Here is a 14,414-nt window from a genome sequence, read left to right as displayed (position 1 = left end):
ATCAAGGCCGGGTGAAAAGTGCCGCAACAGCTTTCAGGTTCTCTGCATCGTCAAGATCACGCAAATCCCCATAGATCTGGTCCGCGGACGGAATCGCCGCACAACAATCAAGAAATTTCCGCGTCCGGTCATCGGCGCTGAACGGTTGCTGCAGAGTACCGACGGCGAAGCTGCGCGACGCCTGTAAAACACGCCCGTTTTTCAGTGTAGCGGTTGCGACATGCGGCAGCTTTTCCGCTGATGCCCGTTCTTCCTCCATTGAATAACTTCGCATGGCGATAACATCGAGCAGTGGATCGCCCCGGAAAGCACCCACGGCCTCCGGGGTGAAATCTGCAAGTGCCAGATATCCCTGCCGCAGGGCGCGTGCGACGCAATATTGCATGGAGAAGCGTGCCTGCATCTGGTCGATCGGCTGCATATAGGCAAGATTGCGATAGTTCGCGATCCCAACCAATGTATCTACAGCCACGACATCTTCTGCATCAAACCCGTGCTCTTCCTTAAGATCAAGCAATAAGTCGATGATCATATGGGTGGACCCACAGCAGGGATGCCGCTTCGGCATGACACCGGCCGTTTCTATCACATGCGGCTTATCAGCGAGGATATCTTCGATATCCCAACCGAGACGTGGATCCCCTGCAAACAGCTCACGAATACCCTGCCCCCCTTCCAGAATATCGTGCCGGGCCTCCATTCCGGCTTTTGCGAGCAATGCAGCTTCAACGGCATTGCGCGCGGCCATGCCTGCATGAAACGGCTTGATCAGCGTGCCGAACTGACCTTTCGTGCCGGATGCGAAACTGGCAGCGATGGTGATCGCCTGTGTAATCGTCGCGATGTCGAGACCGAGCATATGAGCCGTGGCGACAGCCGTGCCAATACTCCCCACCGTTGAGGTGCCGTGCCAGCCAGCTGTATAATGTACCTGTCCCAGGCCCTCGCCTACCAGAGCCTGTGCCTGCAGTCCTGCCAGATAGGCGTCAATCAGACGCCCTCCTGCGGTTTCATCCAGATCGGTCAGTGCCAAGATAGCGGGCACGATCACTGCCGAAGCATGGCTCATGCCGGGCAGGAAATTATCGTCGAAATCGAGCGCATGCGCTGCTGTACCATTGACCAGCGCAGCGAACATCGGGCTGCCTGTTCCTCCCGCAGCCAACAAAGCAGTTCCGCCAGCGCTGAATTCTGCAAAGGCTTTTGCAACGCTTTTCGTGCTGATATCGTCGCGGCCTGCCACCATACAGGCCAACGTATCTAAAATGGCGTCACGCGCGAGTGTCCGCGCATTGGTGCTAACCACTGGTTTTGCACATGCTGAAGCAATCGCGAGTGCGACTGTCACTTTTTCCCGCTGCATGACATTACCCCTGAAAAGCATCCAGAATGAGCTTCAAGAGACGCCCGAACTTGTGTCGGTTCAGCTGACGCCCAGCAATGTCCGTATCCACACGATGCACGATCACCATGTCGAGCGCGGGCAATACGATACAGAAATGGCCGCCGGCACCGAAACCTGCATAGCTGCCTTTCGGTGTCACCACACCGGGGAAAAACACGCCGTCTCGCTCCAGCCACCACATATAGCCATAAGCGCCACGTGCACCGGCATGAGAGTAAGGCATCACACATTCCTGCGTCCACCCATCAGGTAGGACGGACGCACCATTCCAGCGACCATTGCGTAGATAAAGCTGACTGAAGCGGGCCAGATCGCGTGTCGACAGACGGAACGGGTAAGCGGCGTGTCGGCTTTCCATAAAACGGTCATGCCAGCCGTCCGGCTTGTCACCGTCGAGTCTAAAATCCTCAAGGCCAAGCGGCTTTGCGATACGCTCATCGAAAGCCTGGTGCACGGTCTTGCCGGTCAACTGCTCGAAAATAGTGCCTAGTGCGTTGAAATCCCAGTTGTTATAGCACCAGAAGGTGCCCGGTGCATGGGAATGACGCTTTTCCTTGATCATCCGCATCCACGGGGTCTCGTAGCCCGCGGCATGATAAATGCCGGAACGCGCGGTCAGGAGATCATAAACCGTCGCCTGTCTCTCAACTTCGCTCAAGCCTTCATTGTCATCAATGCCTAGCTGCTCAAGTGTCAGGCTGAGATCAATGGTGCCATCAGTCACATCCTGCCCCATCAATGCGGCAAGGATGCTCTTGCGAATGGAATGGCAGAGATATTTGTGCGTGATGTCGCCATATGTGTGGACGATCTTGTTACCTTGGACGATCATCAACGCATCGGTTTCTTGTTGGTCCGCGCAAGCATCGACGGCACGTAATCCAGCTTCCGACCAGCCCGCCGCAGCAGGGCTCTTCAAACGTTCCCATTCCTGTCCAGGATTGGCCACCGAATGATAATTCATACCCGTATTTCCCCAGCCTGATTATGTGCGACGGCTTCCACGCTGGCCTGCAGGAATTCCTGCGTATATTCGGCCTTGGCGCGTGAATGACGAAGATCGTCCGCCGTCAGTTCTTCCAGAATGATGCCCTTGTGCATAACCCCGACACGCTCGCAGATATGGGCCACTACGGCGAGATCGTGTGAAACCATAAGGTAGGTGAGATTGCGCTCGCGGCGCAGCACCTTGAGCAAATTGAGAATTTCCGCTTGCACTGAAACATCGAGAGCGGAAGTCGGTTCATCGAGAAGCAGTACGTCCGGCTCTATGATAAGCGCACGCGCTAAGGCAACGCGCTGACGCTGGCCGCCGGACAGTTCATGCGGATAGCGATAGAGGAAGCTTGGACCAAGACCGACCGCTTGCAATATGTCACGAATGCGTTCGTCCTTGCGATCCATGCCGTGAATAGCAAGCGATTCCGCCAGCACCATGTGCACCTGCTTGCGCGGGTGCAGCGAAGCATAAGGGTCCTGAAACACCATCTGCACACGACGGAAAAACGCCTTGTCGCGCGCGCCACCCATTTTCTGTTCGTCAAAGACAAAGTTGCCCTGATAATGCGGGATGAGACCTGCTAGCGCGCGCAAGATCGTGGACTTGCCACAACCGGATTCGCCGATCAGGCCATAGGCTTCACCGCGCTCGATATGAAATTTTACCTTCCTGACGACGTTGGCGCGCTTTCGCCCTTTGCCGAAACTGATGGAAAGGTCCGAAACATCCACAAAGGGAGAGTTGGCCACATGTGTCATAAGTTTTCTCCCACCAGCGTCGGCTCGGTGAGCCAGCTCTTCTCGCGTTCGGGCACCTTCAGCATATCGACCGGCTGGTCCAACCGAGGAAGACTCGCCAGAAGCGCCTGCGTATAAGGATGACGCGCCTTATGCAGCTCCTTGGCTGGCAGATCTTCCATGATGCGCCCCGCATACATGACCAGCACTCGATCACAGAAATCGGCCACCAGATTGAGATCATGGCTGATGAACATCAGCCCGGTGCCTGAACGGCTGACCAGCTCATCGAGAATTGTCAAAACCTGGCGCCGCACGGTCACGTCGAGCGCGGAAGTCGGCTCGTCGGCAATAATCATGTCCGGTTCGGGAATCAGCATCATCGCGATCATCACACGCTGTCCCATGCCGCCGGAAATTTCGTGCGGGAACAGACGCATGACACGTTCGGGATCGCGAATATGCACGGCCTCCAGCATGGCAATTGTCTTCTGTCGCGCCTCTGCCGATTTCACCCGATGGTGTAGCCGATAGGCTTCCATGATCTGATCGCCGATACGGATCAGCGGGTTGAGTGAATATTTCGGGTCCTGGAGGATCATCGAAATGCGGTTGCCCCGCACGCTGCGCATCTGGCGCTCGCTGGCTGACAGCAGGTCAATCTCGCCGAAACACAGGCGCTTGGCACGGATTTGTGCAACCTTTGGCGTCAGCTTGAGGATCGAGCGCCCGGTCATTGATTTGCCGGAGCCGGATTCGCCTACAATACCGACCTTTTCACGCCCGATAGAAAAGCTGATACCTCGAACAACATCGATGTTGCGGTCTGCGCCGGGAAAAGACACCCAAAGATCGTCAACTTCAAGCAACGGTTTCGTCATTGATCTTATCCGTTTCTGGGGTCGAGCACGTCGCGCAAACCATCACCGAAAAGGTTGAAGGCGAGGCTTGCGAGCAGGATTGCGGTGCCGGGTACGGCGGCAAGCCACCACGAGGTCATCATGAATTCCCGACCACTAGAAAGCATCGCACCCCATTCAGGGCTTGGTGGCTGAGCACCAAGGCCAAGAAAGCCAAGACCAGCGGCCGTGAGAATGATCGAAGACATGTTGAGTGTGATGCGGATCACCACCGAGGGAATGCACATGGGCACGACATGCTTCGCGATCACCCGTATCGTGGAAGCCCCTTGCAGACGTATTGCGGCCACGTAATCGGACGAGCGAATGGTCAATGTTTCGGCACGGGCAAGGCGTGCTATCGGTGGCCATGCCGCGAGGGAGATGGCGATAACCGCATTCTCAATACCCGGCCCAAGTGCCGCAGCGAAGGCTAGCGCCAGTACCAGACTGGGAAAGGCAAGGAAGATGTCGACTATGCGCATCAGCGCTGTATCGACCCAGCCGCCCATATAGCCTGCGGTGGTGCCAACGACGAGACCGATGGGCGCAGCGATAACGGCGGTCAGCGTCACGATGTAAAGTGTGATGCGCGAGCCATAGACAAGACGACTGAAAATATCGCGCCCCAACTCGTCGGTGCCAAAAAAATGGTCGATAGACGGTGGTTGGAGACGGTTCGCGAGATTGTTGGCGCCGATATCGTGTGTGGCGATCAAAGGTGCAAAAATTGCTATCAATACCAGAAGCACGATCACTGCCATGCCGAAGACGGCGGATGTATTGGCCATCAGCTTGAACCAGGACCGGCGCAACTGCTGTATATTGGCCTGAAAGGCAGAAGTAGGTACCGGCGCAGTCAGCCAGGCCCGCAGGGAACCGGAAGTTTGCGCCGGTGATGTGCTGGTGTGCGTGTTCATCGGCAGGTTCCTATCGTGTGCGGGGATCGAAAACGCGATACAGGAGATCGCTGATCAAATTAATGCCGACAAACAGAATGCCGACGACGAGCGTACAGCCGACCACCGCGTTCATGTCGCCTGCCAGAAGCGCATTGGTGAGGTAACGCCCAAAGCCTGGCCATGCAAACACCGTCTCGGTCAGCACCGCACCTTCCAGCAGGAAGGCATAGGACAGCGCCACGACCGTCACGACCTGAACCGCGACATTGCGAAATGCGTGGCCCCAGACGGTGCGCGCCCAGGACAATCCCTTGACGCGCGCAGTGATGATATATTCCTGATTGAGCTGCTCGATCATGAAGCCGCGCGTCATGCGGCTAATGTAAGCCATTGAACCAAACGCGAGGATCAGGGCTGGCATGATGATATGGCTTACGGCGTTCCAAAATGCGTCCCACTGCCCCTGCATTGTACTGTCCACAAGCAGAAATCCGGTCGTCGGCTCGATGGAGTATTCGTAGATGAAATCTATCCGTCCCGGCCCACCGATCCAGCCGAGTGTGGCGTAAAATATCAAAAGCGCCATCAAGCCGAGCCAGAAGTTTGGTGTTGAATAGCCGAGCAGACTCACCATGCGAACGGCATGGTCCAGCGGCGAATTACGATACATGGCAGAGAAGACACCAAGCGGAATGCCAAGCGTGGTGCCAATGACAATAGCCACAGTCGCCAGTTCGATGGTGGCGGGGAAGACACGTGCGATATCTTCCAGTACCGGACGGCCAGAAGTCAGCGCATTGCCGAAATCGAACATAAGCGCATTCTTGAGGTAAAGGCCGTATTGCACGATCAACGGCTGATCAAGACCCAGCTTACGATACATCGTGTCATAGGCTTCCTGAGAAACATTGTCCCCCAGCATGGCGATAACCGGATCGAGCGGCAAAAGGCGGCTGATGAAAAAGGTCAGCGTGATCAGCCCCAGAAGCGTAATCGCCACTGAGATAATCAGGCGCGCTGTGGCGGCGAGAAACTGAAGCACTGGACCGGCTTCCCTGTCGCGGTCGGCCTCCTCCACGTCTTCCATGATTTCGTGCGTCGTCATCTGCAAATTCCCGAAAGAGAAAAACGGGATGCCGGGCCGGGATCGCGCTGTAAACCACAAGCGGCCATATGGTCATCCATCAAATCGAAGAACGCCCGGCGACTTCGAGGGAAGCCGCCAGCAGAGCTATTTTCGCTATTTCGCGGCTAGATCGTAATAGACGCGGAAGCCGTTCCAGCTCCAGTTCTTCATGGCCTTGTTGACGCCAGCGACATTGTAGATCTGGAAAATGAAGGCGTGCGGCCCCTTCTCCATCATCTCTTTCTGCAGATCGATATACATCTGCTTGCGCTTGGCCTCGTCTTTCTCAAACAAAGCCGCGTCGACTTCCTTGTTCACTGCTTCATTGAAATAGCTTGCACGCCAGCTCGGATACATCGTCTGCTTTGCTTCGGTCCGATTGTCGGGATTGAATATCTGACGCGAAGCATTGCCATGGGCATCCGGAACGGTGGTCTGCCAGCCCATCAGGGAGGTCTGGAATTCACGACCGCGAATACGGCTGAACAATTGCGCATTGGCCATGCGCTCGATCTTGATCTTCACGCCCACCTTGGCAGCGGCATCCTGAATGCTCTGGGCAATCGGAGCCGCATAAGGCGCGGTGCTGATAAACATCGTCGTCTCAAAGCCCTTCTCGTAACCGGCTTCCTTCAACAACTCGCGAGCCTTTTCAACGTCGAGCTGGAAGGGCTGGCCTTCCTTCTCATCCAGTGCGCCGAAGGCACCGAGTTGCACGAAGCTAGCACGTGGCACGCCGACATTGTTGATGACCGTCTTGCCAAGACCATCATAGTCGATGAGATAGCGCATCGCGAGGCGCACCTTCTCATTGGCGAAGATCGGATCGGCATTGTTGAAGTTCCAGTAGAACAGTGAAGGCTTCAACGAGCGCGAAGCGGTGACCTTGTCCTGGGTTTCCAGATCGCGCAGGTCCTCCGGCGTCAGATCGCGGGCGATGTCTATGTCACCTTTTTCAAGCAGCAGCCGTTGAGTCCCAGCTTCCGAAACATGGCGGATCAGTACCTGCTTGAGCTTCGGTGCTTCTCCCCAGTAATTGTCGGTCGCCTGAAGGATAACCACTTCGGCGGGGTTCCATCGCATCAACTTGTAGGGGCCGACGCATTCCGACCGCGTGGCCAGATATTTGTTGCCCATGTCATTGTCGACCTGGTTCTCCATCAACACCTTCTGATTAAGAAGGCTGGCAACCCGGTTGGCGGCAATGGCCGCCAGGATGAGATTGACCGGATAGGGCTTGTCCAGCTTGAAAACGACAGTGTTGTCATCCGGCGCCGAGATGGTCTGATCCACATTCTCCTTGGTGAAACCATATTCTGTCAGCGTCGCAGCATTTCCGAAACCGAGCTTGACCGCGCGCTGGAGCGACCAGGCCATATCGCCCGCCGTCGCCTTGTCGCCATTGTCGAACTTCAGATCATCGCGCATGTGGAACGTGATCTGCAGGCCGTCCTGCGAGACATCCCAGCTTTTGGCGAGTTGCGGCACGATCTTGGTTTCGTCAGCCGGATCGAAATCCACCATCGGGTCACAGATATTCTGGATGATCTCGTTGGTAGCCGCCTCGCCGATCTGCGCCGGATCAAAAGTGCTGATAGCGTCGATGTTCCATGCCATGACAAGCGCATTCGGCGGTGAGGCGGCTTCAGCCGCGAACGTCGCAGCGCCCATACCGGCGGCAAACGCTAGTGCTGTCGTGCGACGCAGGATGGATGTCTTCTGTCTTTGCATTGCTGTCCCCTTTTTATGGTTGGGCATTTTCGAAATGTGCTGCGCGCGGACGCGCAGCACGAAATGCAATCATTCTGCCAGTTAGAGCGCGTTTCGATCCGATAGGATCAGATCGGCGCTCTAAGTTTTTCTTTCCAAAGCAAAATCTTATCGATCCTCGTTTCACTCCGGTCGGTTTGTGCTCTAATTTGCCGGGCGGGGCTGAAGTGGCGGATTGACCTCCGGCGGGATCGGGCAAGTGTAGGGCGTCTTTGCCGTACGGGCCTTGTGATCAGCTTTGGCGTTGCTAAGGATTTTTTCGTTCTGAAGAACATCAAGCGCAGTGCCCGCCATTACCTTGGCGGCATAGACCATGCCCTTATGCGCGGCCGGCATTTTGCCTTGAGCGGTGATCTGCCACGAATGACCAGGCGAACCGATCGCATGCGTTGCTACGCGCGCCTGAACGGTTGGCACGACCCAGCTCACATCACCCAGATCAGTGGAACCGATCATCGGCACACCTTTCTGCTCACGCGGCAAGACGTAGTCGCAAAGCGGTTCATTTTCCGCCAGCGGCTGGCCGACGCGCAGATAATCAGTTTCTATATCTTCCTTCGACAAGGTTGCCTGGATCTCGGCTGCGAATGCACGATCTGCATCATCGAACGGCACACCACCCAGACGTTCCATGTTCGAATGCATCGCAATTTCCAGTGGCGTATTACCGAGCAGGTTCGAAACCGCGCTCATAATGGAGATATCGACGGCCGTTTCCGTCATCATCGCAGCGCCCTCGGCAACCTTCTTCACTCGTTCATTGAGGGCGAACATGCCCGACAGGTCGGTGGCGCGGATGGCATAGCGCACCTTGGCTTTGGCCTGAACGACATTTGGCGCGATACCGCCCGCATTGAGATAGGCATAGTGAAGACGGCAATCAGAAGGGATGTGTTCTCGCAGATAATTGCAGCCGACACTCATCAACTCCACCGCATCCAGAGCCGAACGCCCCAGATGCGGTGCCGCGGCGGCGTGGGAGGCTCGTCCGGTGAATTCGAAATCCATACGCGTATTGGCGAGCGACTGTGCGTCATCCACCTGCGTGAACGAAGCCGGATGCCAGCAGATGGCGATGTCGACATCGTCGAAAGCGCCAGCGCGCGCCATGAACGACTTGGCCGCGCCGCCTTCTTCTGCTGGGCAACCGTAATAGCGTACACGGCCTTTCTTGCCGGTCTGTTCCAGCCAGTCCTTGACCGCCGTCGCGGCCAGAATGGCAGCGGAACCCAGAAGGTTGTGGCCGCAGCCATGGCCATGTCCCGCACCAGGGATCGGACGCGGTTCCGCGATACCCGCTTCCTGGCTGAGGCCCGGAAGAGCATCGTATTCGCCCAAGATTGCGATGACTGGTCCGCCCTCACCGGCCTCGCCCATCACGGCAGTGGGAATGCCAGCCACGTTCTCGGCAATACGGAACCCCTGTTCCTTCAGCATTTTAGTATGCTCAGCACAGGACCGATATTCGGTATAAGCGATCTCCGGCATGCCCCAGACTCGATCACTCAAGGCTTCAAAATCAGCCTTCTTCGCGTCCACAAGATCCCAGATCTCTTCACCATTCTTCACGGCGTACTCTCCCAACAATGCTTTTAAAGATTCTCGTCGATGAAACGGGCAAGCGCGCCAAACACACGGCGGCGATTTTCGATACGCGCGAAGCCATGGCCCTCATGCGGTACACGCAGATATTCGATCGGTTTACCGAGCCCGCGCAGGCACGAATAGACCATCTCGCTTTCGCAAGGCGTGACACGCGGGTCTTCCAGACCATGCGCGATCATCAATGGTGCGGCGATATTACCGATGCCATTGATTGGGGAGAACCGCTCCAGCTCATCGCGCATGGTTTCGGTATCACCATATTCGATAGCGCGCAGTTCCTTGCGCCATGGTCCTGTAGTCTGCAGCAGGGTGAGGAAATTGGCGATCCCGTAATATTCGACGCCAAGCTTCCACAGGTCGGGATATTCCGTCATAGCAGACAGGACCATGAACCCGCCATAGGAACGGCCAAACACGCCGATACGGCTCTCATCCACATCGCCGCGTGCCGCGACCGCCATGCGTACAGCCTTGAGATCAGCGACGCTGTCCATGCGCAATTCACGGTCGTCGAGATGCTGATAGGCGCGGCCATAGCCAGTGCTGCCGCGAATATTGGGCGCGATGACCATGATGCCCCGCGCAAGCATATACTGGATATCGGTACGGAAGTCCGGCTTCCACTGAGCTTCAGGACCGCCATGCACAATGATCATAACTGGATAGCCGTCACGACCCGGTGCACGCTCCGGCTTGTAGACGAAGTACGGAACATCCAGACCGTCGAAGCTTGCAACGCTCGTTACCGTAGGTTCCATAAAGGCTGGCAATTTCACTGTGGCTTTTGGCGCATCAGTCAGGCGTGTAAAAACGCCGCCTTCAACGTCGCAGCGCCAGATGTCGCCCGATGTCGCTGCACCTTCCACAGGCATGATCAGCGACATGCCATCCGGCGTCCACGCAATCGAAGCAACGACCCCGGCAACGGGCATCTCTAGCTGCTGCAATACAGCCCCACCGCGGTCAATCAGAACCACATCGTTCCAGCCTTGACGGTTCAGGACGAGTGCCATCCTGCTTTGATCGGGTGAGATTGCAAGCGCTTCGACATCCTGCCCTTCGAAAGCCGCGAGTTCGGTCAGCGATGCCGCGTCATTAGGCTTGACCATGACCGAGAGATACTCGCGCTCCTGATCGGCAATCAAAAGAATGCCGGAACCATCCTTGAAGAATTTCGGTGCCTGATAACGCGCCCGGCCTTCATGCGGCAGAATGTTTTCATAAACGCCTGTTTCGAGATCGAGACGGCAAAAATCCTGATCCGTCATGGCACGCCGGCAATCATTGACCAGAAGCGACTTGCCATCGGGCCCAAAAGCGGCGGGAGTGCGCCAACCGATACCCTTGTAGACGCACTTGGTCTCGCCAGTTGCAACGGTCATCACATGAATGTCCATGTGCGAACGATCGCGATAATTGGCACCATAGGCGATCTGCGTGCCGTCCGGCGACCAGCAACCCCAGGCATGCACCACCGTAGTATCGGTGGTGAGGAGACGTGGCTCACCTTCGGCGTTTTCGATCAACCAGAGCTGATGACGCTCATCACCACCCCAGTCGGTAGTGATAAGCAGATCACGGCTTTTCGGATTGAAGGCAAGATTGCCGACCGGTTCCGGCAGATTGGTGATCTGGCGTGGCACGCCGCCCGCAAGCGGGCGCCCCCAGACCTGCGCCGTGCCGCTTTCATCGCTGAGATAGACCAGAAGCTCACCGTCCGGCGAGACGGCGGGCTTTACGGCCTTGCAGATATCGATGTAGTGCGTCATCGAAAGCGATGTATCGGCGGTCTTTGTATCGAACATCGAACTGTCCTCAATTCCAAGCATTGAAAGTGTGGGCTTACGTCAATTGCCGCGCCAGCCGGACTGATGCGGCGGTCAGCGCATCGGCCATCGGGCCAATTGTCGACTGATGATTGGCAAGCGTGACGATGGTGAAATTCGCTTCCGGCCAAGCTTCCTTGAGTTTCCACGCCGTCATCATCGGAGTGACGGTATCGTAGCGCGCCTGCACAATTTCAGCGGGAAGGTGACGGATACGATCGATATTATCGATGAGATAATTGTCAGGGAGGAAGGCCCGGTTGACGCAATAGTGGGTAAAAATGCGTGATACGGCCAAAGCCGCTTCCGGCTTCAGAAGCTTGGAAACGTGGTCCGTGTCCGGTTCGAAGGTCTGCGTGCGCGCCGAGAACCCCCGCAGGCTCTGGGCCGCGTCCTGTTCTTGTACGGGATCGCCCGAGGTGAGCCGCCTGTAATAAGCGGTAAGTAGATCGCTACGTTCGCTTGTAGGCACGAATTCGGCAAATTTCTGCCAGTGGTCTGGAAAAATGGCCCGGCAGCCATGGAACCACCAATCGACATCCTCCTGCCCCCCGAGAAATATGCCGTGCAGCCGAAAGCCGAGGCAACGCTGCGGATGCGCGATGCCATAAGCAAGCGAAAGACACGATCCCCAAGAACCACCGGCCACGAGCCAGCGCTCGATATCCAGTTTTTCGCGCAAGGTTTCCATGTCCGCAATCAGGTGCTGTGTGGTGTTTTCAGCAATTTCCGCGACAGGAGTGGAACGACCCGCGCCACGCTGATCGAAGGTGATGACACGATAGATATCGAGATCAAAATTGGCTATCTGCTTGGCCGACACCCCCGCACCAGGACCACCGTGCAGAAAAGCGACTGGGATGCCTTTCGGATTGCCATATTCCAAAACGGAAAGCTCATGTAGATCGCTGACCGGCAAGCGGAACTCCTGCGTCGGCTGCGCAACATTTGCCGCTCCACTGGCACCGCTTTGCGGCTCCATATTGTTGAATAGCTGCGCCTTTTCGCCAGAAGGATAAATCTTCCCCTCCGGAACGCACTTGGCTTCCGTCATTCATTTCCCCATTTTTGCGCTCGTTTGAAAGGCGCACCAGTCATCATTGCCCGGAGCTGATCTTCTCGCTTTTTCAAAAGCTTAAAGAAAAGCTAAGGAACATTCTCCCTTGACTGTCAGTTTTGTTATTTAAAATTTATAAGCAGCAAATTTGGGCTTTGGCCAATGCAATTTTAGACTTGCCATTCCAATCTGGAATACATGTTTATACGCGGCCATATCGTTGGCAGACTGTATTTAAGGGATTGGGTAATATTGAGCCCGCAATATGTCCGGGGCAAACGTTGCCATCATATGGGGAAGAGATTTATGGCGTATGGCACCAATCACCATACGCACATGAACAACCGTTTCAAGACAACAGAGCTGGCAACATCCTGACAAGCTCTGCAATCTCAGGCAAATACTTCAATCCTGACCATAGATTCCGGTATAAATCTCACCATCTGCACCGCACCAGGCACGATACATGCCCGGACTGTTAAATGGCAAGCTGATATTGCCTTTGCGGTCCACCGCAACAAAACCACCAGAACCGCCGATTTCACCAAGTTCGCGGACAACAGTACCAGCCGCTTCGCTGAGCGATTGCCCGGCCCAGCGCATCCGCGCATCCACTTCGTGACCCACCGCCCAGCGGATGAAATATTCTCCGTGACCTGTGGCGGAAAGCGCAACCGTCTGGTCATCAGCCCAGGTTCCAGCGCCGATGACCGGACTGTCTCCAACACGTCCCGGCGTCTTCGCCGTCATGCCACCTGTCGATGTTGCTGCAGCCAGATGCCCAAAACTATCCAATGCAACGGCACCTACGGTTCCGTGCTTGCGGGCTGGATCGCCATCGTCGGCTGCGCCACTGCGACGACGCTCCATTTCGTCATGCAATGCCTTGCGACGCTGTTCCGTCGAAAACCATTCCGGTGCCATCATTTCCAGACCGGCAGCTTCGCAAAACCGCTTCGCCCCTTCGCCTGCAAAAAACACGTGCTCGGTCTGCTCCATAACCGCACGTGCCGCTAGAATAGGGTTGCGTGGTCCGCAAATTCCAGAAATTGCGCCGCATGCCCGAGTTGCGCCATCCATGATGGCAGCATCCATCTCATGCGTTTCGTCCGCGGTGAAAACAGCTCCTCGCCCGGCGTTAAAAAGCGGATTTTCTTCCAAAGCAATTACAGATGCCGTTACAGCATCGATAGCTTTGCCCCCCTTACGTAAGACGTCCAGTCCAGCCTGCAGGCATTCACGCAGGCCAGCGTGATAGGCGGCCTCTTTCTCTGGCGTCATATTGGCCTTGAGAATAGTTCCAGCGCCGCCGTGCAACGCAATTACGGGTACAAATTTGGACATTTTAACTCGCTGTTGAAGACGTTATCACGGACTGGAATGACGTGAAGACCTATACGAATTATCGAAATGTATCAGCCAGTTTCGACTGGTTCGTTTCGTTCTGCGTATTTTCAAGTTCCCTTGGAAGAGGCGCGCTTGAGCAACGCAGATGCATCTCGCGAACGAAAATTTTCCGCCGCTTCTCGTCGTTCTCTTTTATTGCCGCCGCGATACCCAGCCCATATGGACCGATGAGAAGTCCGGGAGCCAGATCAGAAGCTTTCGTTTCTCTGACCTCATAGTTCGTAGCCTCCGCACGAATTTCTTCGCACTGCGGCGACTGCCATTTGGGATCCTGCGTTGAAAGCGAAGCTGCATAATTCTGCGGCGATGTCGTGCATCCAGCCAAAGTCAATGACAGCAGGCAGACACACACCACCGCTAAACGCTCTAATACCATTTTATTCCGTTTCTCCGTACGACAAGCTTCATGTACGACGCCACCGCTCTATTCCGAAATATTGCTATTACCTGCAAGTATTGCATCTGCGGTCAGCCCACCTGCCATGCGGTATTCATCCGACCACTCTTCGTCATCAAAGACGCAAAGTGCAATTGTCGCACATCGCTGCCTCTCCCTGAGGATAGCAAGCGCGATCACATCGACGGGTACAACTTTTTCGTTCGCTTCGGAGACTTCCAGCCACAAATTTCTGGCCGCATCTTCGATGTCACGGGGAAATTCCATGCTGTTCGCCTCTTCA

Annotated in this window: 13 protein-coding genes; all 13 read right to left on the bottom strand. The window is 55.8% G+C overall.

Annotated features, from left to right (window positions below):
- Position 1: 1 nt before the first annotated feature.
- The 13 genes from F9K94_RS09645 to F9K94_RS09585 all read right to left on the bottom strand — a co-directional run bounded on the left by F9K94_RS09645 (position 2) and on the right by F9K94_RS09585 (position 14,398).
- Positions 2-1,363, bottom strand: coding sequence for an MmgE/PrpD family protein (locus F9K94_RS09645; protein ID WP_151645241.1), 1,362 nt, complete (start codon positions 1,361-1,363; stop codon positions 2-4).
- A gap of 4 nt (positions 1,364-1,367) precedes the next feature.
- The gene (locus F9K94_RS09640) at positions 1,368-2,369 is read right to left on the bottom strand and encodes a serine hydrolase domain-containing protein (protein WP_151645239.1); all 1,002 of its coding nucleotides are present in this window, start codon (positions 2,367-2,369) and stop codon (positions 1,368-1,370) included.
- Positions 2,366-3,163, bottom strand: a complete 798-nt coding sequence (locus F9K94_RS09635) for an ABC transporter ATP-binding protein (protein ID WP_151645237.1) — start codon at positions 3,161-3,163, stop codon at positions 2,366-2,368. The genes F9K94_RS09640 and F9K94_RS09635 overlap by 4 nt, the downstream gene beginning before the upstream one ends.
- Positions 3,160-4,023 (bottom strand): ABC transporter ATP-binding protein, encoded by an 864-nt coding sequence (locus F9K94_RS09630; RefSeq protein ID WP_151645235.1) that lies wholly within the window; start codon positions 4,021-4,023, stop codon positions 3,160-3,162. The genes F9K94_RS09635 and F9K94_RS09630 overlap by 4 nt, the downstream gene beginning before the upstream one ends.
- A gap of 5 nt (positions 4,024-4,028) precedes the next feature.
- Positions 4,029-4,961, bottom strand: a complete 933-nt coding sequence (gene nikC / locus F9K94_RS09625; protein ID WP_151645233.1) for a nickel transporter permease — start codon at positions 4,959-4,961, stop codon at positions 4,029-4,031.
- Between the two features lie 10 nt (positions 4,962-4,971).
- Positions 4,972-6,048 carry an ABC transporter permease gene (locus F9K94_RS09620; protein WP_151645231.1) on the bottom strand — a complete coding sequence of 359 codons (1,077 nt, stop codon included), beginning with the start codon at positions 6,046-6,048 and terminating at the stop codon, positions 4,972-4,974.
- A gap of 135 nt (positions 6,049-6,183) precedes the next feature.
- Positions 6,184-7,800, bottom strand: a complete 1,617-nt coding sequence (locus F9K94_RS09615) for an ABC transporter substrate-binding protein (protein ID WP_151645229.1) — start codon at positions 7,798-7,800, stop codon at positions 6,184-6,186.
- A 183-nt stretch (positions 7,801-7,983) separates the two neighbouring features.
- On the bottom strand, positions 7,984-9,408 hold the full coding sequence (locus tag F9K94_RS09610) for a M20 family metallopeptidase (protein ID WP_151645227.1): 1,425 nt from the start codon (positions 9,406-9,408) through the stop codon (positions 7,984-7,986).
- A gap of 23 nt (positions 9,409-9,431) precedes the next feature.
- The gene (locus F9K94_RS09605; RefSeq protein ID WP_151645225.1) at positions 9,432-11,249 is read right to left on the bottom strand and encodes a S9 family peptidase; all 1,818 of its coding nucleotides are present in this window, start codon (positions 11,247-11,249) and stop codon (positions 9,432-9,434) included.
- Positions 11,250-11,286: 37 nt separating this feature from the next.
- A complete protein-coding gene (pip, locus tag F9K94_RS09600) occupies positions 11,287-12,324 on the bottom strand; it encodes a prolyl aminopeptidase (RefSeq protein WP_151645223.1) in 1,038 nt (345 codons plus the stop codon).
- 408 nt (positions 12,325-12,732) lie between these two features.
- The gene (locus tag F9K94_RS09595; RefSeq protein ID WP_151645221.1) at positions 12,733-13,671 is read right to left on the bottom strand and encodes an isoaspartyl peptidase/L-asparaginase family protein; all 939 of its coding nucleotides are present in this window, start codon (positions 13,669-13,671) and stop codon (positions 12,733-12,735) included.
- A 58-nt stretch (positions 13,672-13,729) separates the two neighbouring features.
- A complete protein-coding gene (locus F9K94_RS09590; protein WP_151645219.1) occupies positions 13,730-14,110 on the bottom strand; it encodes a hypothetical protein in 381 nt (126 codons plus the stop codon).
- 48 nt (positions 14,111-14,158) lie between these two features.
- Positions 14,159-14,398: a hypothetical protein gene (locus tag F9K94_RS09585; protein WP_061346857.1), complete on the bottom strand. Its 240-nt coding sequence runs from the start codon at positions 14,396-14,398 to the stop codon at positions 14,159-14,161.
- Between the last annotated feature and the right edge of the window lie 16 nt (positions 14,399-14,414).

This window comes from Brucella tritici (assembly GCF_008932285.1).
GTDB classification, from domain to species: domain Bacteria; phylum Pseudomonadota; class Alphaproteobacteria; order Rhizobiales; family Rhizobiaceae; genus Brucella; species Brucella tritici.
The sequence above is the reverse complement of the archived record's forward strand: the minus strand, read 5'-3'. Positions and strand labels throughout refer to the sequence as shown.

What these genes read in the sequence shown, in the direction of transcription:
- F9K94_RS09645 (WP_151645241.1), bottom strand. Translation starts at nt 1,363, where the DNA reads ATGCAGCGGGAAAAAGTGACAGTCGCACTCGCGATTGCTTCAGCATGT.
- F9K94_RS09640 (WP_151645239.1), bottom strand. Translation starts at nt 2,369, where the DNA reads ATGAATTATCATTCGGTGGCCAATCCTGGACAGGAATGGGAACGTTTG.
- F9K94_RS09635 (WP_151645237.1), bottom strand. Translation starts at nt 3,163, where the DNA reads ATGACACATGTGGCCAACTCTCCCTTTGTGGATGTTTCGGACCTTTCC.
- F9K94_RS09630 (WP_151645235.1), bottom strand. Translation starts at nt 4,023, where the DNA reads ATGACGAAACCGTTGCTTGAAGTTGACGATCTTTGGGTGTCTTTTCCC.
- nikC (WP_151645233.1), bottom strand. Translation starts at nt 4,961, where the DNA reads ATGAACACGCACACCAGCACATCACCGGCGCAAACTTCCGGTTCCCTG.
- F9K94_RS09620 (WP_151645231.1), bottom strand. Translation starts at nt 6,048, where the DNA reads ATGACGACGCACGAAATCATGGAAGACGTGGAGGAGGCCGACCGCGAC.
- F9K94_RS09615 (WP_151645229.1), bottom strand. Translation starts at nt 7,800, where the DNA reads ATGCAAAGACAGAAGACATCCATCCTGCGTCGCACGACAGCACTAGCG.
- F9K94_RS09605 (WP_151645225.1), bottom strand. Translation starts at nt 11,249, where the DNA reads ATGTTCGATACAAAGACCGCCGATACATCGCTTTCGATGACGCACTAC.
- pip (WP_151645223.1), bottom strand. Translation starts at nt 12,324, where the DNA reads ATGACGGAAGCCAAGTGCGTTCCGGAGGGGAAGATTTATCCTTCTGGC.
- F9K94_RS09595 (WP_151645221.1), bottom strand. Translation starts at nt 13,671, where the DNA reads ATGTCCAAATTTGTACCCGTAATTGCGTTGCACGGCGGCGCTGGAACT.
- F9K94_RS09590 (WP_151645219.1), bottom strand. Translation starts at nt 14,110, where the DNA reads ATGGTATTAGAGCGTTTAGCGGTGGTGTGTGTCTGCCTGCTGTCATTG.
- F9K94_RS09585 (WP_061346857.1), bottom strand. Translation starts at nt 14,398, where the DNA reads ATGGAATTTCCCCGTGACATCGAAGATGCGGCCAGAAATTTGTGGCTG.